Below are 26,356 nucleotides of genomic sequence, written 5' to 3'. Positions count from 1 at the left end.
AAAACCACAGATGTTGGTTAAGCGCGCATTCACCATGTGCGCGGCAGAGGGAGCGAGCTGATGTTCTACCGTGAGGCGGGCGATTTTTCGACCACATATCCGCAGGATAGCCAGACCTTCCCGATCAGGTTCGACCGTTATCGGTACTATTTTGTTCTCGCTGTGGCCTTGTTGGTCATGCCCTTTGTCATGACGGATTATCTGGTCAATTCGATCTTTCTGCCTTTTTTGATCTACGCGATTGCCGCCATCGGGCTGAACATTCTGACCGGATATTGCGGGCAGGTGAGCCTTGGCACCGGCGGTTTTATGGCCGTGGGGGCCTATGCCTGTTACAAGCTGATGACCGCCTTTCCGGATGTGAACATCTTTTTTCACGTGATCATTGCGGGGGGCATTACGGCGCTGGTGGGCACTGCTTTTGGTTTGCCGAGTTTGCGCATCAAGGGGTTCTACCTTGCGGTGGCGACGCTGGCCGCGCAGTTCTTCCTCGTTTGGCTGTTCAACAAGGTGTCGTGGTTCTACAACTACTCGGCTTCCGGCCAGATCAACGCGCCGGAGCGAACCGTGTTCGGCATTGAAGTCACAGGCCCAAATACCGAAGCGTGGGCGACGTATCTGTTCTGTCTCGTGTTCACCGTGGGGGCCGCCATTCTGGCGCGCAACCTGACGCGGGGGTCCATCGGGCGCGAATGGATGGCGATCCGCGATATGGACATCGCGGCGGAGATCATCGGGGTGAACCCGCTGCGCGCCAAGCTGACGGCCTTTGCCGTGTCGTCCTTCTTTGTCGGCATCTCGGGCGCGTTGTTCTTTGCTGTCTATCTGGGCGCGGTCGAGGTGGGTGAGGTGTTTGGCATCACCAAGTCGTTCCTTGTTCTGTTCATGATCATCATTGGCGGCCTTGGGTCGATCTTTGGGTCCTTTGCGGGGGCTGCGTTCTTGGTCGTCCTGCCTGTGGTGCTGAAGATCGTGGGCGTGGACCTGATGGGGTGGCCCACGGATATCGTGGCCCATTTCCAGCTTGTGATCGTGGGCGGGCTGATCATCATGTTCCTGATCCTGGAACCACACGGGCTGGCCCAGCTGTGGCGCGTCGCCAAGGAAAAACTGAGATTGTGGCCGTTCCCGCACTAGCGGGGCTGGTCGCCAAGAATGGCGGGGTGAACCCCGCCCAACGGATGGGCCGTACGGCTCGCATCGGACAACCACTAGGGAGGAATTACCGATGAAGATGAAACTAGGCACTTACGCTGTCGCTGCCATGATGGCCGCAAGCCCCGTGATGGCGGACCTTGTGTTCCCATCGCTGAGCTATCGCACCGGTCCTTATGCGGCGGGTGGTATTCCGTTTGCGGATGGCTATGCCGACTACTTCACACTGCTGAACGAACGTGACGGCGGCATTGGCGGCGTCGAGGCGCGCGTGCTGGAATGTGAAACGGGCTACAACACCGAAAAGGGTGTGGAATGCTATGAGGCGACCAAGGGCGAAGGCTCGCTTGTCTATCAGCCCCTGTCCACCGGCATCACGTACCAGCTGATCCCCAAGACCACGGCGGACGGCATCCCCATGCACACCATGGGCTATGGCCGGACGTCTGCCGCGAATGGCGAAGTGTTCAGCCACACCTTCAACTACCCTGCCAACTACTGGAACGGTGCGTCGGGTGCGATCAATTACCTGATGAGCCAGGGTGACATCGCGGGCAAGAAGATCGCGCTGGTCTACCACAACTCCGCCTACGGCAAGGAACCCATCCGCACACTCGAAGAGCTGTCGGAAAAGCATGGGTTCGAGCTGATGCTGGTGGCCGTGGATCACCCGGGCCAAGAGCAGAAGTCGCAATGGCTGCAGATCCGTCGTGAGCGTCCCGACAATGTTATCATGTATGGCTGGGGTGTGATGAACCAGGTGGCCATTCAGGAAGCGGCCAACATCCGTTACCCAATGGAGAATTTCATTGGCATCTGGTGGTCCGGGTCGGAAAACGACGTGCTGCCTGCGGGTGATGCGGCGAACGGCTACAAGGCGCTGACGTTCCACGGTGTGGGCAGCGACTTCCCCGTGTTTGACGACATCAACACGCATGTGGTCGAAAAAGGTCTGGCAGCTGGAGCTGGCGACCAAATCGGCACGGTGCTGTACAACCGTGGACTTTACGCGGCGATGCTGGCGGCTGAGGCTGCCAAGACAGCGCAAGAAATCCATGGCGTGGCCGATATCACACCTGCGATGATGCGTGACGGCATGGAAGCGCTGGAGATCAACGAAGCCAAGATGACCGAATTGGGTCTGCCGGGCTTTGGTCCAGAGTTCAACGTGTCCTGCGCCAACCACGGTGGTCCCGGCCTTGTCGGCATGACCCAGTGGGATGCGTCGGCAGGCACGTGGTCGCTGGTCTCTGATTTCTCGGAATCCGACATGGACGTGATCCAGCCGCTGATCGACGAAGACAGCGCGGCCTATGCTGCCGAGAATGGCATCGAAGCGGGCTGTAACTAAGCCTTTTGCCCGGCGGCAGCATGCGTTGCCGCCGGGGATTTGCAAACTTTTCGAACAATGAAGGTGGCCCATGCTGGATGCCGAGACACAGACCGAGACCGTTCTTGAGGTCAACAATATCGAGGTGATCTACAACCACGTGATCCTTGTGTTGAAGGGCGTGTCGCTGAAGGTGCCCAAGGGCGGCATCACGGCGCTGCTGGGTGGTAACGGCGCGGGCAAGACCACGACGTTGAAGGCCATTTCGGGCCTGCTGGCGTCCGAGCGTGGTGAGGTGACCAAGGGGTCAATCCTGTATCACGGGGAGAACACGGCCGAGAAGGACCCCGCCGATCTGGTGAAACGCGGCGTCGTGCAGGTGATGGAAGGCCGTCACTGTTTTGAACACCTGACCGTGGAAGAGAACCTGTTGACCGGGGCCTATACCCGGACCGACGGCAAGGGCGCTGTCGCTGCTGATCTGGAGATGGTGTATAACTACTTCCCCCGTCTGCGCGAGCGTCGCAAGTCTCAGGCAGGCTATACCTCGGGCGGAGAACAGCAAATGACGGCCATTGGGCGCGCGCTGATGTCCCGGCCTGAAACCATCCTGCTGGACGAGCCATCGATGGGTCTGGCCCCGCAATTGGTGGAACAGATCTTTGGCATCGTGAAGTCGGTGAACGAGAATGAGGGCGTGACGTTCCTGCTGGCCGAGCAGAACACGAACGTGGCCCTGCGCTTTGCCCACTATGGCTACATTCTTGAATCCGGTCGTGTGGTCATGGACGGCCCCGCGGCCGAGTTGCGCGAGAACCCGGACGTGAAGGAATTCTACCTCGGCATGTCGGACGAAGGGCGCAAGTCTTTCCGCGATGTGCGGTCCTATCGCCGCCGCAAGCGGTGGCTGAGCTAAGGGAGCTTTGAGATGAAGACACTTGGTTTGAGTTTGGTTGCCTTGCTGATAGCGGGCAGCGCTTGGGCGCAGGACATCGCGCGCGAGGAAATTCGACGCGCTGACGTGCCTGGATCCGACACGATGGAAGTGGTTGTGGCGCGGCTGACCGTACCTGTTGGCGCGCGCATCCCGCTGCACACCCATCCGGGCGACGAACATGCTGTCGTGATGACCGCCGCCCGTGCCGAAGCGCCCAACGGCAACATCGTTGAGTTCGCCGTGGGCACCCCGCTCTACTTTCCAGAAGGCGAAGTGCATGGCGGGCTGACCAATGTGGGCGACGGTCCCATGGTTGCGATCACCACCCATGTCGTGCGCAAGGGCGAGCCTCTGACCGTTCTGGCGGAGTAGAATGAACAAGGTCGCCTGCCGCACGCCTGCCGAAGGGCGGGACGGTGTCACGAACATCCCTGCGTGGAAGTTCGATACGGTCAGGGCGGCGATACTTGATGCTTTGAAAGGTGGGCCGATCAAGGCCATGACGCTGAAGGATGCGGTGGGTGAACGGCTTGATGACAAGACGCTGGCCGACCTGGGCAAGCTGGGGTGGCACGTGGTGACGGTGAAGCTTGAGATGGAAGTGCGGGGCGAGATTGAACGCCTCGATGTCAAAGGTCCGCAACAGATCAGGGCGGTATGAAAGAGATGCTGGACAAAGTGTATTACGACGATCTGGAAACGCGGTCTTCCGACGCGCGGCACGCGGCGCAGTTGGAGGCGGTGAATGCCCAGCTGGCCCGCGTGGCTGAAGCCGCAGGCAACTGCCTGCCCGATATCGGTAAGCTGAAATACCTCGAAGATCTGGCGCATCTGCCGGTGTTGCGAAAGTCCGAACTGGCGAAATGGCAGGCCGAAAAGCCCCCTTTTGGCGGTATCCCGGTCAAGAACATCGCGCATATCTTCCAGTCCCCCGGCCCGATCTACGAACCCGGCGGTGTGGGCCATGACTGGTGGCGCATGGGGCGGTTCCTGCATGCGGCGGGATTTGGGCCCGGTGACATCGTCCAAAACTGTTTTGGCTATCACCTGACGCCTGCGGGCATGATCTTTGAAAACGGCGCACGGGCCGTGGGGGCCACGGTGATGCCTGCGGGCACCGGGCAAACGGAACTGCAAGTGACGGCGGCGCGGGACATCGGTACAACGGCATATGCGGGCACGCCCGATTATCTGAAGATCATCCTCGACAAGGCCGAAGAGATGGGCGTCAAGCTCCAGATCACCAAGGCTGCGGTTGGTGGAGGCGCTCTGTTCCCATCGCTGCGTCAGGAATATGCGGATCGCGGTGTAACCTGCATGCAGTCCTATGCGACTGCCGATCTTGGCAACATCGCCTACGAATCTCCGGCCCTCGAAGGCATGATCGTGGATGAAGGCGTGGTCATTGAGATTGTCACCCCCGGCACCGGCGACCCGGTGGCACCGGGTGAGGTGGGCGAGGTTGTAGTGACATCGCTCAACCCCGATTACCCACTGATCCGCTTTGCCACGGGCGACATGAGCGCCGTACTTGAGGGCCACAGCCCGTGCGGCCGCACCAATATGCGCATCAAGGGATGGATGGGCCGCGCCGATCAGACCACCAAGATCAAAGGCATGTTTGTCCGGCCTGAACAGGTGGCAGCCCTCGTGGCCAAACATGAGGACATCACCCGTGCACGTGTGATTGCCACGCGGCAGGGTGAACAGGACGCCATGACGGTGCAGATCGAAAGCCTCAATGATAACGCGGACGCTTATGCGCAATCCGTCGCGGACACGCTCAAGCTAAAGGGCGCAGTGGAAATTCACGCGCCCGGCTCATTGCCCAAGGACGGCCTCGTGATCGAAGACCAGCGCAGCTACGACTAGTCTGTGATCAGCACCGGCGCAAAGCCACCGAAGATCATGCGCTTTCCGTCAAAGGGCATAGGCGCACTGTCCTGCGACATGCGCGGGTCTTCCATGACCTTGGCCCAGGCCGCATCCCGCGTGCTTTTGTCGGGCCACATGATCCAGCCAAGTGCCACGCGTTCCCCGTCCTCGAGGGCGACGGCCTTGCGCATCGAGGTCACGTCTCCTTTCGGCACGTCATCCTCCCAAGCGTCGACAACGACATCGGCGCCGTATTCTTTGAAGATCGCGTGCTGATCCTTGAGCCAGGCAACATAGGTGTCGCGGTCATCGGCGCGCACAGGGGCCATGAATCCATCGATATAAGCCATAGGACAATTCTCCCTGTCTATGCGGCTGGAGTTTACCAGACTTGGCCCGTTAAACGGTGTCCTTATTTGCGACGGAAGGCCTGACCCCAAAAGGCTGGAAACCCGAGCGAAAACGTAAGATAACGGCGCAACCGTATATGGGGTCTTTGGTGGCGCTGATATCTCCCTTCCAATCCGACGCGCGCAAGGCGCGGACAGTAACGGGCGTTTTGCCGGTTCTAGGATGGATTGTGGCCTTGATCTGCCTCTTGCCGATGCTGGCCGTAGGGCTGGCCGCGATGACGGGGGGTACTGACACGCTTGGTCACCTCGCTTCGACCGTGTTGGGCGGCTATGTCGGGAACACGTTGCTTCTGGTGATACTGGTGTCCATGGGCACTTTTGCCATCGGCGTCGGCGCGGCTTGGCTGGTGACGATGACCCGGTTTCCCGGTGCGCGCCTGTTCGAGATCGCATTGGTGCTGCCGCTGGCCTTCCCGGCCTATGTGCTGGCCTACGCTTATACCCATATCCTTGACCATCCGGGCATCGTTCAGGCGACATTGCGCGACATCACGGGCTGGGGGCCACGCGACTACTGGTTTCCGGAAATTCGGTCACTTGGCGGGGCGGCGGTCATGCTGGTGCTGGTGCTTTACCCCTACGTATACCTGCTCAGCCGGGCTGCTTTCCTGCAACAAAGTGGGTCGACCTTCATGGCGGCGCGCGCGCTGGGATCACGTCCGCTTGTTGCCTTTTTCCGGGTGAGCCTTCCACTGGCCCGCCCGGCCATTGCAGCGGGTGTGTTGCTGGCCGTGATGGAGACGATCGCGGATTTTGGCACCGTCGCCTATTTCGGCGTTCAGACCTTTGCCACCGGGATTTACACAAGCTGGTTCTCTCTTGGGGACCGGGCAGGGGCAGCGCAGCTGGCGCTGTGCCTTTTGTCCTTTGCCCTGATGCTGGCCGTGCTGGAACGGATGCAGCGCGGGCAGGCCAAGTATCACGATCCAAGCCGCGGACAACGGCACCATCCGCCGATCATGCTAAGTGGGTGGTCAGCCGGCGCGGCCATCGTCCTCTGCGGTGTGCCTGTGCTCTTTGGTGCGGTTTTTCCCATTGTTGCCTTGTTCAACCTGGGGCTTGGATCTGAACAGGATCTGATGAGCGCGCGTTATCTTGGCTTCATCCGCAATTCGCTGGTTCTGGCGTCGACCGCCGCTGCCTTGACCTTGGGGGCGGCCATCGTCGTGGGGTACTATCTGCGCACCCGACCTGGCCGGTCCTCGACCATTGCCGCCTATATCGCACGTTTGGGATATGCCGTGCCGGGTGGGGTCATCGCCGTGGGATTGCTGGTGCCGTTCGCGGCCTTTGACAATGCTCTTGATGCATGGATGCGCGAAACATTTGATATCTCGACCGGCTTGCTGATCACCGGCTCCATCTGGCTTCTGGTCTTTGCCTATATGGTGCGGTTTCTGGCAGCGGCGTTGGGGGCGTATGAGGGGGGGCAGGCGCTGGTGCATGCGAATATGGATGCGGCCAGCCGGTCTTTGGGAAAGGGCCCGTTTGCCACACTGCGCCGCGTGCATCTGCCAATTCTGACGCCGAGCCTTTTGACCGCGTTGCTGATCGTATTCGTCGACGTGATGAAGGAGCTGCCCGCAACGCTGATCATGCGCCCGTTCAACTACGACACGCTGGCGGTGCAAGCCTACCGCCTTGCGTCGGACGAGCGGTTGGACGGCGCGGCTGTGCCCAGCCTTGTGATTGTGGCTGTGGGCCTGTTGCCCGTGATCCTGATCTGTCGCCAGGTGGGCCGCCGTTAGGGCGCACCGAGGTGCGCCTTACGACAGGCAGTTCTGCAGAGAGACCGTCGCGCGGCCATTGGCGTCGAAGGGGGCAGCCTGTCCTTCGACCCTGACCAAGGCGCCTGCCATTTCAGACCCGTCTACCGTGATCTGACGCGTGCTGGTTGTGTCGTCGATGTCGACAGTAAAGGCCCATGTGGCACCCGGGGTGACGTTGTCCAGCGACATGGACAGCAGTGTATCGCCATCCGTCACGTCCGACGTACTGGCGGTGCCAACGACCCATTCCAACGGTTGAAACACCTCAACACCGGCACCGGCGCTTGTGGTGTCAAAGATCAGACCGGCGGGCGCTGCGCCCAGATCAATCTGCACGTCCAGCCTGTCCAATGTGCAGGCCCCGTCATAGCTGATGGCAAAGCGATCCTTGGGTGCGCCGTCACGGAATGTGACAGTCAGATCTGCCAGGACGGGAGATGGCGCAACGAGTGCAAGGACAAGGGCGAGACGACGCATATTTGGAACCTCCGGTGATGCCCTGAGGAAAGTAGCGCCGTCTTGCCGATGGGAAAGGCGGAGGACACCTCCGTCTTACGCGGTCACTCCTTCGGGCCGATCTTGTCTTGCGTCTGCGTGTCGAAGTCCGACGCGTCGTGCCGTTCGTGCAGTTGCAATTCGGGCTCGCCGAAGGCGCGATTGACCATGCGACCGCGCAGGGTTGCGGGGCGCGCGTCGATCTTTTTGGCCCACGCCATCACGTTCGCGTAGCTCTCTACATCCAGGAATTCCGCCGCCGAATAGAGCCGCCCAAGGCAGAGTTGCCCGTACCAAGGCCAGATCGCCATGTCGGCGATGGTGTAGTCGTCGCCTGCGATGAACGGTTTGGTTGCCAGTTCCCGGTCCAGCACGTCCAATTGCCGTTTACTCTCCATCGCATAGCGGTTGATCGGATATTCGTATTTTTCGGGCGCGTAGGCATAGAAGTGGCCAAAGCCGCCGCCAAGGAACGGGGCAGACCCCATTTGCCACATCAGCCAATTCAGCACCTCGGTGCGTGCCGGGCCGGATGCAGGCAGGAACATCCCGAACTTTTCAGCGAGGTGGATCAGGATCGAACCCGATTCAAAGACCCGCAATTCTGAGTCGCCGGAACGGTCCACCAGAGCAGGGATCTTGGAGTTCGGGTTCGCATCCACAAAGCCCGACCCGAACTGGTCGCCCTCACCGATGTTGATCAGCCATGCGTCGTATTCCGCATCCGTGATGCCGGCGGCCAGCAGCTCTTCGAACAGCATCGTGACCTTGACTCCGTTGGGCGTGGCCAACGAATAGAGTTGAAACGGATGCTTGCCGACGGGCAGGTCCTTGTCCTGTGTAGGTCCAGCAATTGGTCGGTTGATCGAGGCAAACTGGCCGCCGCTTTCAGCGTCCCATGTCCATTTTTCGGGGGGCGTGTAGGTGGGATCGCTCATGTTGGTGGCCTTTCTGTTTACATTGCCGTGCAACCTATGGCCTTGCGGGGCCGTCGCAAGGGGCGGGGGTGTGCCGTGCTGCACATGGCCCCCTCAGTCCGGGAGCAATTCGTTCAACATGGGGTGGGGAAAACTGCGTTGCGTGGTGACGGCATAGAAGGTGTCGGTGATCTTGGTGTCGAAGGGTGCTGTCACCAACTGTCCGCTGGCAATCTCGTCCGCCAGAACAATTTCGGGCGCAAGGGCAAGGCCGACCCCTTCGCGGGCAAGGAGGCGCACCATCGCCATGTCGTCTACATCCGCGACGATGCGGGGCTGAACGCCAAGCCGGGCGGTCAGGCGGTTGAAGCCGGTGCGGATCGCGCTTTCGGTCGGGACGATGACCGCTTCTGCTGTAAGAAGCGATTTCAAAGATGCGTGTCCCATGCGATCGGGCGTGCCGTGCAGGCTGACAGGATGACCCGCGAGGCGGTGAGCGATGAAATCGGAGCCTGCGGCACTTGTCGGCGCGTCGGTGGTCAACACGACATCCAGAGCCAGTTCAGCCAATGACCGCAACAGAGGGGCGTTCTGCCCCGATTTCAGAACGATATCCTGGTCGGCGTGCCGGAGAATCGGACGCAGGAACTGCATTTGGAAGTTCCGCGACAGGGTCGACAACGCTCCCACGCGCAAAGGGGGGGCATGGGCGGCGCTACGGTTCAGGGTTTCCATCAACTCCTGCCCGGTGCCAAAAATTCGGTCGGCATGGTCCAGCGCAATGCGCCCCACCTCTGTCAGGTGCAACTGACGGCCAACGCGATCGAACAGGTCATGCCCCAAGCGCGCCTCCAACGCCTTGATTTGCGTGGACAATGCGGACTGGGACAGGTTCAGCTTTTCGGCGGCACGGGTCAGGTTCCCTTCGTGCGCGACGGCACGGAAATAGCGCAGGTGGTGATAATTCAGGGCATCCATACATCCAAAATATAGAACGATTTGTGCGAATAGTTATATTTTTTATCACAAAGGTGTTGGTCTATCTCGTTCCTCGACCCTGAGGAGATACGTGTCATGGACATCATCACGGAAATTGTTTCGACCATTCTGGCGCAAATGCAGAAACCAACACTCGCCTTTCTGATAGGGGGAATGATGTTGGCGGCGCTTGGCAGCAAGTTCGAAGTGCCCGAGCCCATCTACAAGTTCATCGTGATCCTGCTGTTGCTCAAGGTGGGCATCGGCGCTGGTATCTCGGTCCGCGAAGCGAATTTCGTCGAACTGGCCGTGCCCGCCTTGTTGGCAGCAGGTGTCGGCATCGCAATTGTTCTTCTGGGCCGTGTGACGCTGGCCCGGTGGCGGGGTGTGTCGCAACTGGATGCGACGGCGACCGTGGGGCTGTTTGGTGCAGTATCCGCATCCACGTTGGCCGCCGGTATGGCGGTGCTGGATGACGAAGGCATTGCGTACGAGGGGTTCATCGGCGCGCTTTATCCGTTCATGGATGTGGCCGCTTTGGTCACGGCCATCGTGTTGGCGCGGCTGGCGGCAGCACGGAAGGCGGCAACATCCGTTCAGGGTGGCGGAACCATGACCATGGGCGGCGGCGCGGGTGGGCCTGTCATCGAAAAGGGTCTGATCAAGAATATTCTGCTCGACACGGTGCGGTCACCTGCGATCTCCGCCCTGCTGTTGGGACTGGCGCTTGGTCTGTTTGCACGGCCCGAGACGGTTTATGCCAGCTTTTACGAGCCGCTGTTCCGGGGATTGCTGTCGGTGTTGATGCTGATCATGGGGATCGAAGCGTGGTCGCGGTTGTCCGAACTGAAGGGCGTGGCGCATGCGTACCTGTTCTACGGCATCACCGCACCGTTGGTGCATGGCGCACTGGGCTTCGGGGCCGGGCTGATTGCCCACCACTTCACGGGCTTTTCCGCAGGTGGTGTGGTGTTGTTGTCGATCATGGCAGCATCCAGTTCCGACATTTCCGGCCCGCCCACCATGCGCGGCGCACTGCCCGAGGCGAACCCGTCAGCCTATGTCGGGGCGTCCACCGGGCTGGGCACACCTGTCGCGATCCTGAGCATCCCGTTGTTCATGGCGCTGGCGGATTACTTCATCGGCTTCTAAGGGAGGCCACTCACAGACCGCCCCCTCGGCTCTAGGCCGCAGGGGGCGGTTTGATCATGAGAAGCAGTGCGACCGTTGCAATCATCAACAGGTAGGCAACCAGCGCATGGAACGCAAAGCTGGGAATGACCCAGAGGATCAGAGTGTCGTTGCCACCGGGCATGAGCTGCGCGCCGAGGCCCATCAGCAGACCACCCAGAAAACACGAAATCGTTCCGATCACACCCATATGGGTCAGTTGAAACTTCTGGTTCAAGGCGGCTGAAATCGTGGCACCGGCAAAGAGGGCTGCAACGGTCAGAACCACCACAAGATCGTTCAGGACGTTCTCACCATGTACGAGACGCCCGATCAGGGCCTCGTAGCTCCAACTGGGTTGCAGCGAATAGACGATGGCCGCCGCAGCACCCATTGTGGCCAGAGCAATAATGGCCTGCTGCCTGCGCCGGGTGATGCGCCAAACGCTCCATCCCAGAAGGGCTGCGAAGGTGGCGACGAAACCCCAGAACGGCGCGCCGGACTGTGTGGACAAGCGCGCGACGGGTTCCATCGATGCAAAGTTCGATTGGTGGACAACATCGCTCAGCATCTGTGACGCGGCGAGTCCCAGAAAGGTGGCTACAAAGGACAGGTTACCGCTGCTGACGCGGCCCACCGACCCGATGAAGCACCCGCTGTTCATCCACGCCCCGACGCCCATGATGATGGCGGCGGCCACAAGGGTCGCGTTGATCGCAAACGCTTGGGGTGCTGCCATGCTGTCCGAAAACACCAAGCGGATCAGAAACAACGCAAGGGCCGACCAGCTGACGGCGACTGCTATGCCCAAAAGCCAGTCAAATTTGCGCTGATGCACCAGGCGCATTGTTGCGGCAACCGTGCAGGTGGACGCGCGTGACAGGGCGAAGCCAAGAATGAAGGCGGCCAGTATTGTCAGAGCGTTCGTCATCAAGTGCCTTGTTCGGTGCCAGCGCAATCAAGCGGTCAACATGTCGAGTTAAACAGGCAGACTTGGAATTGTGGCAACACAAAACACCGTGCAAAAGAAAAACCGCCCCCGAATGGGAGCGGTTTGACGAATTCTCGAATTGTGCGGGGCTTAGCCCTGGCGGGCTTTGAACCGGCGCTGCGTCTTGTTGATGACGTAGACGCGGCCCTTGCGACGCACAACACGGCAATCACGGTGCCGGTTTTTGAGCGAACGGAGCGAGTTGCGAACCTTCATGGCGCTTCTTCCCTTAATTTCATGGCGCGAAGCAGCGCCGGGTTGCATTTCGGCACATGCGTGCCGGTGTCTGGTGCCGTGCGGGGAAGCCCCGGTTGGCGAAATCGGTGGTGGGCGATACAAGGATCGAACTTGTGACCCCTTCGATGTCAACGAAGTGCTCTACCGCTGAGCTAATCGCCCACTTTGACCGTCCCGGATGCCTTGCCCACAATAAAAGCGGGCGCGGAAATCCGCGCCGGGTGAGGGGCGTATAAAAGGAGTCGGAAGCGGGATCAAGGGCTTTTGGATTTCGTGTTTGTCGGGCTATGTTGGTGGACAGAGGAGGACCCATGCCAAAGGTCGCATACGAAGTTCTGCACCCGGAACGCCGGACATCCTGCGTGGTGTTTGCATCGCCCCATTCCGGGCGCGATTACCCGTGGAGCTTTCTGCGCCGCACGGCCCTCGACGAGCACACGGTGCGGTCGTCCGAAGATGCCTTTGTCGACAAGCTGTTCGAAATGAGCGCGCAATACGGTGCCCCCTTGTTGAAGGCTGGCGCGCCGCGTGCATTCGTGGATCTCAACCGCAGTGCGGATGAATTGGACCCGGCGTTGATCGAAGGTGTGCGCCGTCAGGGGCACAACCCGCGCATTGCCAGCGGTCTTGGTGTGATCCCTCGGGTGGTGGCCAATGGCCGCGTGATCTATCGCGGGAAGCTGCCCTTGCGCGAGGCCGAGCGGCGGATCGAGCTGTATTGGCGGCCCTACCACCAAATGCTTCAGAAGCTGTTGAATGGCGCGCATCAGCATCATGGATTGGCCGTTCTGATCGATTGCCACTCCATGCCGCATGAGGCGATGGACGGTATCGCCCAAGGTGCCCGGAAGCGCCCCGACGTTGTTCTGGGCGACCGGTTTGGTGCCGCTGCCGGAGGCGAGATTGTCGATCTGGTCGAGGCATCCTTTGCGTCGGCAGGCTTCACCGTGGCGCGCAACGCGCCCTTTGCCGGTGCCTACGTGACGCAGGCTTACGGCAGACCATCCCGCAACCAGCATGCCGTTCAGGTCGAAATTGACCGGTCGCTTTACATGAACGAGCGTCTGATCAAGCCAAATGCCGACTTTGAGAATGTGCGGGATCGGTTGCGCGCGGTCGTGGCAGAGATTTCGACCATCGGACAGAACAGGTTGCCGCTGGCGGCTGAGTAGCGGTCAGCGCAGAGCGCGCCCTTTCACAATTGCATCTGGTCCGAACCTGTCACGGATGGCGTCCGCGGCGCGTTCCGCTTCTCCGCGCTTGCGGGCGTCCGGGTCCAACAGATCGCCAGATGCATGTACGCTGTCCGCATCCACGAGGTCCGAAATCCCGCACCCCAGCAACCGGTAGGGCCCTTCATCGCCCACTTGGTCAAACAGACCACGCGCAGTGCGGTAGATCGTATCGGCCAGTTGTGCCGGATCGCGCAAAGACACCCGGCGCGTCAGCGATGAGTGATCGTGGCGTTTGAGTTTCAGCGTCACCACGCGCCCGGCGATGCCCTTGGCCTTGGCCCGGCTGGCAACCTTGTCAGCCATGCGCCAGAGGTGGCCGTCCAGAATGTCCGGGTCATTGGTGTCTTCACCAAACGTGGTTTCATTGCTGATGGATTTCATCGGCGCATTGCGATTGACACGACGCGCGTCCTTGCCCCGCGCCAAATGCCACAGGCGATCACCCATCGACCCGAAGCGGGCGACAAGGTCAGTCTGTTCCCAACGGAGAAGGTCGTTGAAGGTGCGGATGCCAGCCTTGTCGAGCGACGCTTGCGCCGCAGGGCCAATGCCCCAGATCAGGCGCACGGGTTTTTCGCGCAGGAAGTCCATGGTTTCGGCAGCACCGATGATCGAGAATCCATGCGGCTTTTCGAGGTCGGACGCGACCTTGGCCAGAAACTTGTTGTGGGACAGGCCGATAGAGCCGGTCAGCCCCAACTCATCCCGCATCCGCTTGACCAGCCGCGCCAACATAACGGCAGGCGGTTTGCCGTGCAGGCGGGCGGTGCCGGTGAGGTCAAGAAATGCCTCGTCCAGCGACAGGGGTTCGATGGCGGGTGTCATCTCCTCCATCATCTCGCGAATCGCGCGGGAGGCTTCGACATAGGCGTCCATGCGGGGTTTGATGACGATGGCATTGGGACAGAGTTTGAGGGCCTGAAACATCGGCATGGCTGACCGCACGCCACGGATACGGGCCACGTAGCACGCGGTGGAGACAACGCCGCGCCGCCCGCCGCCGATGATGACAGGTTTGCCTTCCAGACTGGGATCATCCCGCTTTTCGACCGAGGCATAAAAGGCGTCGCAGTCCATGTGCGCGATGGACAGATCAAACAGTTCAGGATGGCTGACCACGCGTGGTGCCCCGCAGGACGGGCAGCGGGATCCTGCGTCAAACGTGGTCAGGCAATCGCGGCAGAGGCTGGGCATGTGGCGGCTTTTTGGCTAGTGGTCTTTGGTATAGCGAAGCAGTCGAGGAATGAACATGGGCGGGCGACTGATCGGTGCAAAACTGGCCCTGTTCGTGGGCGACCGCCTGGCGACCCTGCTGCGCGACGACAAGCCCGGTCTAATGTGGGCCAATCACTGGGACCTGCCCGGAGGTGGGCGGGAAAGGGATGAAACGCCACTGCAATGCGTGCTGCGTGAAACCGAGGAAGAGCTGTCCCTGACGCTTGATCCCGGCCTTGTGCGCTGGGGGCGCGATTATGGCGCTTCAAGCGGGGACATTTCGTGGTTTTTCGCAGCGCATGTTCCCGCGACCGTGGCGGATGAAATCCAATTGGGGGATGAGGGACAAGCCTGGTCGCTGATGGACGTTCAGGCGTTTCTGGATCACGAGCGTGTGGTGCCGCAATTCAAGCCACGACTGCGGGATTATCTGGCTGGTGTGCGGACTGCTGCGATTGAGAGACCCCCAACATAAAGCCCCCCGCGCGGGGCGGGGGGAGGTGACGAACCTCAGGAAGAGCCGGTTCGTCGGGGAGTATCACCTAACGTAAACTACCACTTTTGCGTGAGTTCTCCGAGTCAGGAATTCCTGACCCTGCAATATACTGTGGCCCGTTGCTCAAATGGCACAACCCGTTGATCACCGGGGTCGCCGCATGGTTGTGCTGCGAGACAAAAAGATTTGTGAACTCAGTACTTTGACAGGCTATGCCTGCGAATTGAGCATCTCATTTTGAATCGCCTCTGCGGCGGCTTTTGGGTCGGGATTTTGCCAGATAGGACGACCGACCACGATATGATCAACGCCATTGGCGATGGCACTGGCCGGTGTCGCAACCCGTTTCTGGTCGCCCACATCCGCCCCGGCAGGACGCACACCGGGGGTCACGATCAAGCGTCCGTCGGCTTCGGGCAGCGCCCGAATGGATGCTGCTTCGTGTGGTGAGGCGATAACGCCATCGGCCCCCGCATCAAATGCGCGGCCCGCCCGTTCGGTCACAAGGTCCGCCACATCGCCAGCCTGGATCAAGCAATCATTAAGGTCCGCGCGTTCCAAGGACGTCAGGATGGTCACCGCGAGAATCTTCATATCGCTGCCGGCGGCACCTTGCTTTGCGGCGCGCACCACGTGTGGGTCGCCATGAACCGTCAGAAAGTCGAGGTCGAATTGCGCCAAGCCACGAACGGCAGCTTCCACCGTGGCGCCGATGTCGAACAGTTTCATGTCCAGGAAAATGCGTTTGCCACGCTCTTGCTTCAGCTCATTGGCAAGGCCCAGACCGCCGCCTGTCAGCATGCCAAGACCGATCTTGTAAAAGCTGACGCTATCGCCCAACCGATCAGCCAGGTCAAATCCCGCAACGGCATTTGGCACATCCATTGCCACGATCAACCGGTCATCTGCCATCTATCTTCCCTCGCGTTGTCCTTGCGCGGGTGTAGGGCAGGTCAAGGCCGAAAAAAAGCCCGGATGCGCGTTGCACCCGGGCCAGTGTCAGAGACTTAGCAGGCAGGCACCTGTCTCTGTGTGTTCCCGCTGTCACGGGCTTTTGCGCGGGGGACAGAAGTTGCGCAAAGCCAAGGGGACGGCGGGAAAGGCAGTGTCAGGCTGCGCGGGGGCGCAGCACCGCGAATTTGTCGATGGTCATGCGGCGCAAACCGGCAAGCCGATTGGTGCGTCGCGGGGCCATTGCTGTAGGCATATGCACCGCATCAGACCGCCCGTGGGTGTGACGGCGCATGGCTTGCGTCGCAAGACCCTCGGCGGCGTCTTCAAACTCCATCGTGATCGGCGCGTCGATGGCGCAGGCATAGCTGCGAGGTCCTTGCGCGTCGTGCACGGTTACGAGTGCTTCGAAAGACTGCGTGGCGGCGTTGTAAATCACATCGCTCAGTTGCAACGGAACAGTCTGCATTTTGGTCACCTACATTTTGTGGTTCTGCTCTTGTAACTTTCAACATGGGCTCGAAGTTCCCGAATTTCAGGGGGACCAAGGCTCACGTGGATTCACGGAACTGTGCCTTCGGTTTCAGGGTAAGATGCTGATTATCCGCAAGATTCTGATTTTGTTAAATATTTAGGGACGTATGCGTATGGTTTGAGTGCGTTTTGCTAAGCCTTTGAATCGGCAAGGTTTTGCCGAAAGGCCTGATTTAGACGCTCCAATTGCGCCTCGCGTGACGCGTGTGGGTCAATCGGGACGCGGTGGGCGATTGCAAAAAACGATGTGGAAAATACCCCTGTGGCACTTGTGCAACGGCGGTCTGTTTCCCATCTTGTTCTCGTAGGCCCACACGGCCGCGTGCCTCTTGCAGGGCGTGGCATAGAAGGGCGCTAAAAAAGGAGAAATGCCCATGGACTTGTCGAAGTTCACGGAGCGGTCGCGCGGCTTTGTGCAAGCAGCGCAGACGATCGCCACACGCGAAAGCCACCAACGGCTTGCCCCCGAACATGTATTGAAAGCATTGATGGATGACGAGCAGGGCCTCGCCTCCAATCTGATCACCCGTGCGGGCGGAGACCCCGCGCGTGTGCTGACCCATGTGGATCAGACCCTTGCCAAGATGCCGAAGGTGACGGGCGATGCCGCACAGGTTTATCTGGACAACGCAACGGCCAAGGTTCTGGCCGAGGCTGAAGCGCTGGCCAAGAAGGCGGGCGACAGCTTTGTGCCGGTCGAGCGGGTGCTGATGGCGCTTGGAATGGTGAAATCTGGCGCCAAGGACGCGCTGGAGGCGGGCAAGGTGAACCCGCAAGCGCTGAATTCTGCCATCAATGACATTCGCAAGGGACGCACCGCCGATACGGCGAGCGCCGAGGAAGGCTATGACGCGCTCAAGAAATACGCGCTGGACCTGACCGAACGGGCCGAAGCGGGTAAAATCGACCCGATCATTGGCCGCGACGAAGAGATCCGCCGCGCGATGCAGGTGCTGTCGCGCCGGACCAAGAACAACCCGGTCCTGATTGGTGAGCCCGGCGTGGGTAAAACTGCGATCGCTGAAGGCTTGGCCCTGCGCATTGTGAACGGTGACGTCCCAGAAAGTCTGCGCAACAAGCGGCTGTTGGCGCTCGACATGGGCGCACTGATTGCTGGTGCGAAGTATCGCGGTGAGTTCGAGGAACGCTTGAAAGCTGTGTTGACGGAAGTCACCGAGGCTGCAGGCGAGATCATCCTGTTCATTGACGAGATGCACACGCTTGTGGGCGCGGGCAAATCGGATGGCGCGATGGATGCGGCAAACCTGATCAAACCCGCCCTTGCACGGGGCGAGTTGCACTGTGTCGGTGCCACGACCCTCGATGAATATCGCAAGTATGTAGAGAAGGACGCGGCCCTGGCCCGCCGGTTCCAGCCTGTCATGATTGTCGAACCAACGGTCGAGGATACGATCAGCATCCTGCGTGGCATCAAGGAGAAATACGAGCTGCACCACGGTGTACGGATTTCGGACAGCGCCCTGGTGACGGCTGCGACCCTGTCGCATCGCTACATCACAGATCGCTTTCTGCCGGACAAAGCCATCGACCTCATGGATGAGGCCGCCAGCCGCTTGCGGATGGAGGTGGATTCGAAACCCGAAGAACTCGACGCGCTCGACCGGCAGATTCTGCAGATGCAGATCGAGGTAGAGGCATTGCGCCTTGAGGACGATCAGGCGTCCAAGGACCGGTTGGAGACCTTGGAAAAGGATCTTGCCGACCTGTCCGAGCGCAGTGCCGAGATGACGGCGCAATGGCAGGGCGAGCGGGACAAGCTGGCCTCGGACCGTGACATCAAGGAAGAGTTGGACCACGCCCGCGCAGCTTTAGATATCGCCAAGCGCGAGGGCAATCTGGCGAAGGCCGGGGAGCTTTCCTACGGCGTGATCCCCGAGTTGGAACGCAAGCTGGGCGAGGCGGAAGGGACCGAGACCGACGCGATGGTCGCCGAGGCTGTACGCCCCGAGCAGATTGCCAGCGTCGTTGAACGGTGGACCGGTATTCCGACCTCCAAAATGCTGGAAGGTGAACGCGAGAAGCTGCTGCGCATGGAAGATCAACTGCACAATCGGGTGATTGGTCAGGACAGCGCTGTGCGGGCGGTTGCAAATGCGGTGCGCCGGGCGCGGGCTGGGTTGAATGATGAGAACCGGCCATTGGGCTCGTTCCTGTTTCTCGGGCCCACGGGTGTCGGGAAAACCGAGCTGACCAAGGCTGTCGCCGAGTTCCTGTTCGATGACGAGCACGCGATGGTGCGGATCGACATGTCCGAGTACATGGAGAAGCATTCTGTTGCGCGTCTGATCGGGGCTCCTCCGGGCTATGTCGGGTACGATGAGGGGGGCGCGCTGACGGAAGCTGTGCGGCGGCGGCCTTATCAGGTTGTCCTGTTCGATGAGGTCGAGAAGGCGCACCCGGATGTATTCAACGTGCTGTTGCAGGTTCTGGATGACGGGATGCTGACGGATGGGCAGGGGCGGACTGTGGATTTCAAGCAGACGCTGATCATTCTGACATCCAATCTGGGGGCGCAGGCGCTCAGTCAGCTGCCGGATGGGGCGGATGCTTCGGATGCGCGGCGGGATGTGATGGACGCGGTGCGGGCGCATTTCCGGCCCGAGTTCCTGAACCGGCTGGACGAGACGATCATCTTTGATCGGCTGGCCCGCGGGGACATGGACGGCATCGTGGACATCCAGATGGACCGGCTTCTCAAACGGCTGGCGGCGCGGAAAATCGAGCTGTCGCTGGATGAGGGCGCGCGGCAGTGGCTGGCGGATGAGGGGTATGATCCTGTTTTCGGGGCGCGGCCCTTGAAACGGGTGATCCAATCGGCGCTTCAGAACCCGCTGGCGGAGATGCTGCTGGCCGGGGATATCAAGGATGGAGAGGTCGTCGAGGTGTCGGCCGGGCCGGATGGATTGATCATCGGGGACCGGATTTCGGGAACCAACCGCCCCCGCCCCGAGGATGCGGTCGTCCACTGATTTTGATGGGCCCCGGATGGGGCCGTTTGGGGGGTGTCCCACGCTGGGACACCCAACGCCCCCATAGACTTCAATGGGTTACAGAGGTGTGTTTAGGATTTGTTAGTGTTTTGGGTGGGTGGTTTTTGTTGAAGGCTGCCCTTTGGGATATACTTTTAATTGCACTTCTCAGCCCTAAGCTGACATTAACATTCTGATGGTCGTGCGGAATGCTGACCTTTGCAGCAAGAAGGGTCGAATGTCTGTGTTCCGCTACGACGATATACGCGCTAAGGTAGATCGACCAGAGCAATGCAATAGCGGAAGCATAAATGAAATTACGTGAGGTTGGCGCCAAGAACTTTCGCACGCTTGAAGATTTGACAGTCGAATTCGTCGATAACTTTTGCACTTTGAGCGGACGAAACAACGCGGGCAAGACTGCTGTTGTAACAATTATTCGTCATTTTCTGGATGATGAGGATCGGCCATATCTACATGGCGAAAACCAGCTTTCATTTGCCCGTGATCACACGCAATGGTCGTCGACAGAGGAAATGGAAATGTCGGTGCGGCTAGAGCTCCATCGCCATGATGATGCTGAGGTCTTCTTTGTTGTGGAAAAGTTTGCGACGTTGCCGATTGAGGGGGACGTCGCGCGAGTTAGGCTGACTGAGAGGTTCTCAAAGGACGGGGAGAGCTCTCTGGTCTGCCGTGTTAACGGCACCGACTTAGACAGTCAAAATTCAAGTGAAATCGCAAAAAAGCTTAAATCTGCCGCAAACTTAGTGGTCCACAACTCCACTGCACCAAGTAGGCGCCTGTATTATTTCTCTGGCGAAATGACCGAGGTCCTAGAGTCCCATTTCTCACAAGAAGATCGAAAGAAGATTTCTGATGCGGAACGTAACCTTTCGAACAAAGTAAAGAATGCAGCGAAGCAACACAAAGAAGAACTGAGCCAGCTGCTAGGGCGACTCGGTGAAAACTATGATGTTGAATTGACAACGCTTGACCGAGGTGGATCCTCGCGATTTCCCCTGAACGTCAAGCTGAATGACAAGAGCGTCGACGCTAACTTGGGAGGATGGGGTTCCGGCACTCAAAACCGAACACGGGTGCTGATTTCCGTTTTGGAAGCAGATCGAATTAGGAAGTCGCAGGCGTCTGAAAATAGATCAACGCCGGTTGTAATCGTTGAAGAACCCGAAAGCTTCCTGCACCCGTCAGCTCAAGCTGAATTTGGAAAGGTTTTGAATAATCTAGCAGAAGACTTTGGCATTCAAATACTAGCGACGACTCATAGTCCCTATATGTTGAATCAAAGGGTTCCAGAGGCAAACTTGCTCCTAGAGAGGAAAGTGTCGCGCAAGAAGCTTAAGGAAACAGAAAGAGTGGATACTTCCGGCGACGATTGGATGTTACCGTTCGCCGACAACCTTGGTGTAACATCGGATGAGTTCATACCATGGAAGAAGATTGTTGGCTCGGCGAATTCTAGAATTGTCTTGGTGGAAGGTGCAATTGACGTCGAGTACTTCAGCATTATAAAGACTAAGTTCCCTGAGATTTACGGTCTCCCGGATGATGTTGAGGTCGTCGGGTATGGCGGCAAAGATGCGTTAAAGAATACTCAGGTTCTTCAGTTCATGCTGTCCCGCCTTGATAGAGTCTTTATCACTTTTGATCTAGATGCCAAAAGTGAGGTCGTTCGCAAGCTGGAGTCAATTGAACTTGCGGCTGACAAGGATTTTTGCGCCGTAGGACTTGATAAACCTGGACGAGAGTGCATTGAAGGGCTGCTTCCGGAGACGATTATGGCTCAGGTTTATAACGAATGCGTTGACGACGTAATGGCACTTGGTTCGGCGAACGGCGCGGCAAGAAAATCAGCAAAAAGCAACTTGAAACAGGCTGCGCTTCGGAAATTCGAGACGAGTACGCTGACTAGCGCCGACCTTCCGGAGATGGCAAAGCTAATCAAGAAGATAGCAAAGGCTTTTTAAGAAGCGTTCATTGGCTTGCTCGAAAAGGTAAGCTTCTTAGCTGCCATTTGCTTTTGTTGTTGCGAATTCTATCGAGGACCCGCTTTGGGCGGGGCACCAAACTTCGCAAAGACCACTTCTTGCCCGCACCCGACACACGCAAAATTCACATGGCGGGCTGAAGCCCGCCCTACGGAGGGGTGGGGGGTATATTGCCTGCCTTGCGGGGTTAGGGTTCTGCGCTCAGCCGACACACAAACTCACACCACATGGCGGGCAGACCCCTGCCCTACGGGTTTGGGGGATGGGCGGTTTTTGGGTGTGACCGCATTTTGATCGCGGGGGTGCGCATGAATGCGCACCCTACGGGTTAGCTCTCTGATCCGAACTGCCGTTCGATTGTCTCCATCACGTCGTCCATGAGGCCCGGGACCTTGGCTTCGCGGCCGGAGAAGCGGAGGATCCAGCCGGTGCGGGTGAGCTCGCGGCGGATTTGCAGACCTTGGGCGAATTTGATCGACCGGCGCGGTGCGCGGGGGGTGCCGGGGGCCGCGTCGTCGTGGCGGGGGTTCAGCGCTTCGGTCAGCACCGGGTCGAGTGCTGCCCATTGCCCCTCCAGCGTGTGGCTGCCTGAGGTGCGCAGCGTGTCGGACAGCAGGTCTTCCCACCCGGCGCGCAAGGCTGAGGCGAGCCGTTCGATGCGTGCGACCGACAGGCGGTCCGGCGTGGCGAGGGCGCCGTCAAACACCTGCACCACCAGCACGATGCTGCGCAGCCGCGCCTTTTTCTGGCGCGAGAGTGTGCCGAAGAGGGCGGCGATGGCGGCGTCTTCGGTCTCGAACAATTCCGACCGGATGCAATCGAGGATGAGCTGCCCCTTTTCCCATGGGCTGATCTGGGCGCGGATTTCGTTTTCCGTGACCATGGAGGCGAGCGCGTCGGGGATGTCTTTGGGTGTGCGGAGGAAGACGGGGATCGTGTCGTGTTTGAGCGCGCGGGCGGCGGCGAGGCGGCGGAAGCCGGAGATGAGTCCGTATTCGTGCCCGTCGCGCGGTTGGGAGAGTTTCCAGACCTCGATCGGTTGGCGCAGCCCTTGGGTGAGGATGGAGTGTTCAAGCTCTGTCTGTGCCTGCGCGTCATGCGTGCCGCGGTCGCGGGGCAGGGCGTTTGCGTCGATCTGGGACAGGGGGATGGTGTGAAGTGGGTCGGTCATATCTGGGCCTCTGGGTTGCTGGGCGCAGTATGAGGCCGGATGCGCGTGTGTTGCGCAAAGCAAAGGGGCCCCGTGCGGTGGGGCCCCTTTTTCGGTTATGTCAGCCGTGGTTTAGCTGTTGCCTTCGGGCAGGATCACGGCGTCGATCACGTGGATCACGCCGTTGGACGTTTCGATGTCGGCGCTGACCACGTTGGCCTGTTCGATCTGCACGCCGTTGTCGAGGTCGATGGTGACTGCTTCGCCCTGGACGGTCGTGGCTTCCATGTCGTCCTGCAGGTCTGTCGACATCACTTTGCCGGGCACGACGTGGTAGGTCAGGATCGCTGTCAGCTGGTCCTTGTTCTCGGGCAGCAGGAGGCTTTCGACCGTGCCTTCGGGCAGGGCCGCGAACGCTTCGTCCGTGGGGGCGAAGACGGTGAATGGGCCGTCGCCTTTGAGTGTGTCTACGAGGCCTGCCGCTTGCACGGCGGCGACCAGTGTTTCGAAGGAGCCTGCGCTGACGGCGGTGTCAACGATGTCTTTCTTGGCCGAGCCTGCGATGGCGGCTGTTGCGAAGGCGGCGGTGGCGACTGTGGCCAGAAGTGTCTTGCGGATCATAAAGGTGTCTCCCGTAGATAGGTTGCGATTACCGTCAGGCGGCATCGTGAAGGAAACGTGCGGTTTGCGCCGTTGGATCACGTGGAAATTTTTCCCACCATGCCTTGACGGATGGCCGGGGCTGCCTAAGCCGGGGGCTTTTTTCATTTCCACTCACGACTTTGTTAAGCCGGGCAGAAAACCGCCTGTACTTGCGCCCGTGCCGCGTGCTTTGCACAGTGCGGAAAGATCAGTGGAGGATTGCCCGTGGGATTTGCAATGGCCGTGCTTGAGGTCATGGCCCTCAGCTTTTTTGTTGTGATCGGGATCGCTGCTGCGGTTGCCGTGGTCATGTTTGTTGTGGACCGGGTGCAGACCCATGATGCCATTCGCAGGAACTATCCTGTCATTGGCCGCTTTCGGCATCTGTTTTCGCAGTTGGGCGAGTTCTTCCGTCAGTACTTTTTCGCGATGGACCGCGAGGAGTTGCCGTTCAACCGGGCGCAGCGGGAGTGGATCAAGCGGGCGGGTGAGGGTGTCAGCAATACGGTGGCCTTTGGATCGACCCGCAATCTTGGGATCGTGGGCACACCCATCTTTGTGAATGCGGCCTTCCCGCCGCTGGAGGATCAGTTTGCCCGCACCGCCCCCATGACCATCGGAGAGGGCGCGCGGATGCCTTTCACGGCGCGGTCCTTCTTCAATATCTCGGGCATGAGCTATGGCGCGATTTCGAAACCGGCCGTCCGGGCCCTGAGCCGTGGGGCGAAAGAGGCGGGTATCTGGCTGAACACGGGCGAAGGGGGGCTGAGCCCGTTTCACCTTGAAGGCGGGTGCGACATCGTCTTTCAGATCGGGACGGCCAAGTTCGGGGTGCGGGATGAGGACGGCAACCTGAGCGACGAGAAGTTGCGCGAGGTGGCCGCCCACAAACAGGTCCGCATGTTCGAGATCAAGCTGGCGCAGGGGGCCAAGCCCGGCAAGGGGGGTATCCTGCCGGGGGCCAAGGTGACTGAGGAGATTGCCAAGATCCGCGGCCTGAATGTCGGACAGGACGGCATTTCGCCGAACCGCCATGCCGAGGTGGACGACTGGGACGATCTGCTGGATCTGGTCGGCCACATTCGCGAGGTGACGGGCAAGCCCGTGGGCATCAAGACGGTGGTGGGGGCCGAGGGGCCGATTGCCGATCTGTTTGCGGCCATAAATGCGCGCGGTGCAGAGTGCGCGCCCGACTTTATTACAGTGGATGGCGGCGAAGGGGGCACGGGGGCCGCGCCCATGCCGCTGATTGATCTGGTGGGGATGTCCATCAGGGAGGCGCTGGTGTCCGTCGTCGATCTGCGGGATCAGGCCGGGCTGAAAGAGCGCATTCGCGTGGTGGCGAGCGGCAAGTTGGTGAATCCCGGCGACGTGGCGTGGGCGCTGGCGGCGGGGGCCGACTTTATCACCACCGCGCGGGGGTTCATGTTCAGTCTTGGCTGCATTCAGGCGCTTAAATGCAACAAGAATACATGCCCCACCGGCATCACCACCCATGACAAGCGGTTCCAGAAGGGGCTGGTGGTCAAGGACAAGGAAAAGCGGGTCACTTTATATGCGCGCGATCTGATCCACGAGGTCGAGACCATTGCCCATTCCGTAGGCGTGGCCGAGCCGCGGATGATGCGCCGCCGTCATGTGCGCATCGTGCAGGACGATGGCAGGTCACGGCCGCTGAATGAAATCACCCCGAGTTACAACCCGGTGACAAGGCCGTGAGCGGATATCATTTTCGTAATCGTGCGGAACCATCTATGAGGCATGATGCTTTTAGTCTCGGGAGACACATGAATGGCCCATCGTTGGAAAAACACCCTCACGCGTGCTGATGCGACGCCCATGGCGGCCTATATGAATCGTCGGCAGATCATGGGGGGCGCTTTGGGTCTTGGGTTGATCGGCGCGGCTGGCATGGCGCGCAGCCAGGACGCCGACGCGCTGGTGCCCAATTCCTGGGAAGACATCACACAATATAATAACTTCTACGAGTTCGGCACCGGCAAGAGTGATCCGGCGCGCAATGCGCACACGCTGACGACCGAGCCGTGGACCGTTGTGATCGATGGCATGGTCGACAATCCCGGTGACTACTCCATGGCGCAGATCATGGACGCTATGACGATCGAAGAACGCATCTATCGCTTCCGCTGTGTCGAGGCGTGGTCGATGGTGATCCCGTGGAACGGTTTTGAACTGGCGGACCTGCTGACCATGGCCGGTGTGCAGGACGGTGCCAAATACGTGGCCTTTGAAACGGCGCTGCGCCCCGACGAGATGCCGGGCGTCCGCTTCCCCGTTCTGGATTGGCCCTATGTCGAAGGTCTGCGTCTGGACGAGGCGATGCACCCGCTGACCATGATGGCCACCGGCATCTATGGCAAAACCATCCCGAACCAGAACGGCGCACCCATGCGTTTGGTGGTGCCGTGGAAATATGGGTTCAAGTCGATCAAGTCGATTGTCCGCATCACCGTGACCGAGGATGAGCCGCCCACAAGCTGGAACAAGTCGAACGGGCGCGAATATGGCTTCTATAGTAATGTGAACCCGGAAGTGGATCACCCGCGCTGGAGCCAGGCGAGCGAGCGTGTTGTCGGTGGCGGCCTGTTTGCCAAGCGGCAACCGACGCTGATGTTCAACGGGTACGAGGACGAGGTCGCGAGCCTGTATGAAGGCATGGACCTGCGCGCGAATTACTGATGCTTGTGGACCGGATCAACCAGGCGGCCCGAAAGGTCCCCACATGGACGTTATATATAGTGTCCATGATTCCGGTCCCTGTACTTCTTTATATGGCACAGACCGGGGGCCTTGGCCGTGAACCCGTCAAGGCGCTGGAACACGAGCTGGGTGAGATCGCACTGCAGCTT

The 26,356-nt window shown here is 59.7% G+C and carries 26 protein-coding genes and 1 tRNA gene (1 of these 27 only partly in view); 15 read left to right on the top strand and 12 right to left on the bottom strand.

What is annotated here, in order from left to right:
* The first annotated feature begins 60 nt into the window (after positions 1-60).
* From Q1A32_RS04445 to Q1A32_RS04420, 6 genes are all read left to right on the top strand, one after another.
* Complete coding sequence (locus tag Q1A32_RS04445) at positions 61-1,137, top strand: branched-chain amino acid ABC transporter permease (RefSeq protein WP_299650069.1); 1,077 nt, start codon at positions 61-63, stop codon at positions 1,135-1,137.
* Positions 1,138-1,228: 91 nt separating this feature from the next.
* Positions 1,229-2,506: an ABC transporter substrate-binding protein gene (locus Q1A32_RS04440; protein ID WP_299650066.1), complete on the top strand. Its 1,278-nt coding sequence runs from the start codon at positions 1,229-1,231 to the stop codon at positions 2,504-2,506.
* A 70-nt stretch (positions 2,507-2,576) separates the two neighbouring features.
* The gene (locus tag Q1A32_RS04435) at positions 2,577-3,401 is read left to right on the top strand and encodes an ABC transporter ATP-binding protein (RefSeq protein WP_299650063.1); all 825 of its coding nucleotides are present in this window, start codon (positions 2,577-2,579) and stop codon (positions 3,399-3,401) included.
* A 12-nt stretch (positions 3,402-3,413) separates the two neighbouring features.
* Positions 3,414-3,794 carry a hypothetical protein gene (locus Q1A32_RS04430; protein WP_299650060.1) on the top strand — a complete coding sequence of 127 codons (381 nt, stop codon included), beginning with the start codon at positions 3,414-3,416 and terminating at the stop codon, positions 3,792-3,794.
* A gap of 1 nt (position 3,795) precedes the next feature.
* Positions 3,796-4,083: a hypothetical protein gene (locus Q1A32_RS04425; RefSeq protein ID WP_299650056.1), complete on the top strand. Its 288-nt coding sequence runs from the start codon at positions 3,796-3,798 to the stop codon at positions 4,081-4,083.
* A 5-nt stretch (positions 4,084-4,088) separates the two neighbouring features.
* Entirely contained in the window at positions 4,089-5,294 is a 1,206-nt protein-coding gene (locus tag Q1A32_RS04420) for a phenylacetate--CoA ligase family protein (RefSeq protein ID WP_299652767.1), read from the top strand.
* On the opposite strand, the gene Q1A32_RS04415 is transcribed toward Q1A32_RS04420, so the two are convergent.
* Positions 5,291-5,647, bottom strand: coding sequence for a DUF1428 domain-containing protein (locus Q1A32_RS04415; protein WP_299650053.1), 357 nt, complete (start codon positions 5,645-5,647; stop codon positions 5,291-5,293). The genes Q1A32_RS04420 and Q1A32_RS04415 overlap by 4 nt on opposite strands.
* Before the next feature lie 209 nt (positions 5,648-5,856).
* Here Q1A32_RS04415 and Q1A32_RS04410 point away from each other — a divergent pair, with 209 nt between their 5' ends.
* On the top strand, positions 5,857-7,458 hold the full coding sequence (locus Q1A32_RS04410) for an iron ABC transporter permease (protein ID WP_299652764.1): 1,602 nt from the start codon (positions 5,857-5,859) through the stop codon (positions 7,456-7,458).
* Between the two features lie 18 nt (positions 7,459-7,476).
* On the opposite strand, the gene Q1A32_RS04405 is transcribed toward Q1A32_RS04410, so the two are convergent.
* The 3 genes from Q1A32_RS04405 to Q1A32_RS04395 all read right to left on the bottom strand — a co-directional run bounded on the left by Q1A32_RS04405 (position 7,477) and on the right by Q1A32_RS04395 (position 9,869).
* A complete protein-coding gene (locus tag Q1A32_RS04405) occupies positions 7,477-7,956 on the bottom strand; it encodes an aggregation factor core (protein WP_299650050.1) in 480 nt (159 codons plus the stop codon).
* Positions 7,957-8,039: 83 nt separating this feature from the next.
* Entirely contained in the window at positions 8,040-8,912 is an 873-nt protein-coding gene (yghU, locus tag Q1A32_RS04400; RefSeq protein ID WP_299650047.1) for a glutathione-dependent disulfide-bond oxidoreductase, read from the bottom strand.
* A 93-nt stretch (positions 8,913-9,005) separates the two neighbouring features.
* Positions 9,006-9,869, bottom strand: a complete 864-nt coding sequence (locus tag Q1A32_RS04395; RefSeq protein ID WP_299650044.1) for a LysR family transcriptional regulator — start codon at positions 9,867-9,869, stop codon at positions 9,006-9,008.
* Positions 9,870-9,965: 96 nt separating this feature from the next.
* Here Q1A32_RS04395 and Q1A32_RS04390 point away from each other — a divergent pair, with 96 nt between their 5' ends.
* Positions 9,966-11,021, top strand: coding sequence for a sodium-dependent bicarbonate transport family permease (locus Q1A32_RS04390; RefSeq protein WP_299650041.1), 1,056 nt, complete (start codon positions 9,966-9,968; stop codon positions 11,019-11,021).
* 31 nt (positions 11,022-11,052) lie between these two features.
* On the opposite strand, the gene Q1A32_RS04385 is transcribed toward Q1A32_RS04390, so the two are convergent.
* The 3 genes from Q1A32_RS04385 to Q1A32_RS04375 all read right to left on the bottom strand — a co-directional run bounded on the left by Q1A32_RS04385 (position 11,053) and on the right by Q1A32_RS04375 (position 12,429).
* Positions 11,053-11,970 (bottom strand): YeeE/YedE thiosulfate transporter family protein, encoded by a 918-nt coding sequence (locus tag Q1A32_RS04385; protein WP_299650038.1) that lies wholly within the window; start codon positions 11,968-11,970, stop codon positions 11,053-11,055.
* 150 nt (positions 11,971-12,120) lie between these two features.
* Positions 12,121-12,246, bottom strand: coding sequence for a type B 50S ribosomal protein L36 (gene ykgO / locus Q1A32_RS04380; protein ID WP_005850168.1), 126 nt, complete (start codon positions 12,244-12,246; stop codon positions 12,121-12,123).
* A gap of 108 nt (positions 12,247-12,354) precedes the next feature.
* A tRNA-Val gene (locus Q1A32_RS04375) sits at positions 12,355-12,429 on the bottom strand.
* Between the two features lie 149 nt (positions 12,430-12,578).
* Between Q1A32_RS04375 and Q1A32_RS04370 the strand changes: the two genes are divergently transcribed.
* Positions 12,579-13,439, top strand: coding sequence for an N-formylglutamate amidohydrolase (locus Q1A32_RS04370; RefSeq protein WP_299650035.1), 861 nt, complete (start codon positions 12,579-12,581; stop codon positions 13,437-13,439).
* Between the two features lie 3 nt (positions 13,440-13,442).
* Here the strand turns inward: Q1A32_RS04370 and Q1A32_RS04365 are convergent, their stop codons facing one another.
* The gene (locus tag Q1A32_RS04365; protein WP_299609167.1) at positions 13,443-14,696 is read right to left on the bottom strand and encodes a DNA polymerase IV; all 1,254 of its coding nucleotides are present in this window, start codon (positions 14,694-14,696) and stop codon (positions 13,443-13,445) included.
* 49 nt (positions 14,697-14,745) lie between these two features.
* Between Q1A32_RS04365 and Q1A32_RS04360 the strand changes: the two genes are divergently transcribed.
* Complete coding sequence (locus Q1A32_RS04360; RefSeq protein WP_299650032.1) at positions 14,746-15,192, top strand: NUDIX hydrolase; 447 nt, start codon at positions 14,746-14,748, stop codon at positions 15,190-15,192.
* Between the two features lie 231 nt (positions 15,193-15,423).
* On the opposite strand, the gene pyrF is transcribed toward Q1A32_RS04360, so the two are convergent.
* Positions 15,424-16,125, bottom strand: a complete 702-nt coding sequence (pyrF, locus tag Q1A32_RS04355) for an orotidine-5'-phosphate decarboxylase (RefSeq protein WP_299650029.1) — start codon at positions 16,123-16,125, stop codon at positions 15,424-15,426.
* A 196-nt stretch (positions 16,126-16,321) separates the two neighbouring features.
* Positions 16,322-16,633, bottom strand: coding sequence for an orotidine 5-phosphate decarboxylase (locus tag Q1A32_RS04350; protein ID WP_299650027.1), 312 nt, complete (start codon positions 16,631-16,633; stop codon positions 16,322-16,324).
* Positions 16,634-17,072: 439 nt separating this feature from the next.
* Between Q1A32_RS04350 and clpB the strand changes: the two genes are divergently transcribed.
* Positions 17,073-19,688 (top strand): ATP-dependent chaperone ClpB, encoded by a 2,616-nt coding sequence (gene clpB, locus Q1A32_RS04345; protein WP_299650024.1) that lies wholly within the window; start codon positions 17,073-17,075, stop codon positions 19,686-19,688.
* A 311-nt stretch (positions 19,689-19,999) separates the two neighbouring features.
* Positions 20,000-21,673 (top strand): ATP-dependent endonuclease, encoded by a 1,674-nt coding sequence (locus Q1A32_RS04340; RefSeq protein WP_299650022.1) that lies wholly within the window; start codon positions 20,000-20,002, stop codon positions 21,671-21,673.
* Between the two features lie 349 nt (positions 21,674-22,022).
* Here Q1A32_RS04340 and Q1A32_RS04335 read toward each other — a convergent pair whose 3' ends face one another.
* Both Q1A32_RS04335 and Q1A32_RS04330 read right to left on the bottom strand, forming a co-directional pair.
* On the bottom strand, positions 22,023-22,865 hold the full coding sequence (locus Q1A32_RS04335) for a ParB N-terminal domain-containing protein (protein WP_299650019.1): 843 nt from the start codon (positions 22,863-22,865) through the stop codon (positions 22,023-22,025).
* Positions 22,866-22,976: 111 nt separating this feature from the next.
* Positions 22,977-23,465: a fasciclin domain-containing protein gene (locus Q1A32_RS04330; RefSeq protein WP_299650016.1), complete on the bottom strand. Its 489-nt coding sequence runs from the start codon at positions 23,463-23,465 to the stop codon at positions 22,977-22,979.
* A gap of 246 nt (positions 23,466-23,711) precedes the next feature.
* Between Q1A32_RS04330 and Q1A32_RS04325 the strand changes: the two genes are divergently transcribed.
* The 3 genes from Q1A32_RS04325 to msrQ form a co-directional block, all read left to right on the top strand.
* Positions 23,712-25,205, top strand: coding sequence for an FMN-binding glutamate synthase family protein (locus tag Q1A32_RS04325; protein ID WP_299650013.1), 1,494 nt, complete (start codon positions 23,712-23,714; stop codon positions 25,203-25,205).
* 72 nt (positions 25,206-25,277) lie between these two features.
* On the top strand, positions 25,278-26,186 hold the full coding sequence (msrP, locus tag Q1A32_RS04320) for a protein-methionine-sulfoxide reductase catalytic subunit MsrP (RefSeq protein ID WP_299650010.1): 909 nt from the start codon (positions 25,278-25,280) through the stop codon (positions 26,184-26,186).
* Positions 26,186-26,356, top strand: the start of a protein-coding gene (gene msrQ / locus Q1A32_RS04315; RefSeq protein WP_299650007.1) for a protein-methionine-sulfoxide reductase heme-binding subunit MsrQ. 432 nt of this gene lie beyond the right edge of the window; 171 of the gene's 603 nt are visible here — the first part of the coding sequence; its start codon is at positions 26,186-26,188; the stop codon falls past the right edge of the window. The genes msrP and msrQ overlap by 1 nt, the downstream gene beginning before the upstream one ends.

This window comes from uncultured Tateyamaria sp., from assembly GCF_947503415.1.
Lineage (GTDB): Bacteria > Pseudomonadota > Alphaproteobacteria > Rhodobacterales > Rhodobacteraceae > Tateyamaria.
Note: the sequence above shows the minus strand (reverse complement) of the source record. Positions and strands in the feature narration are given on the sequence as shown.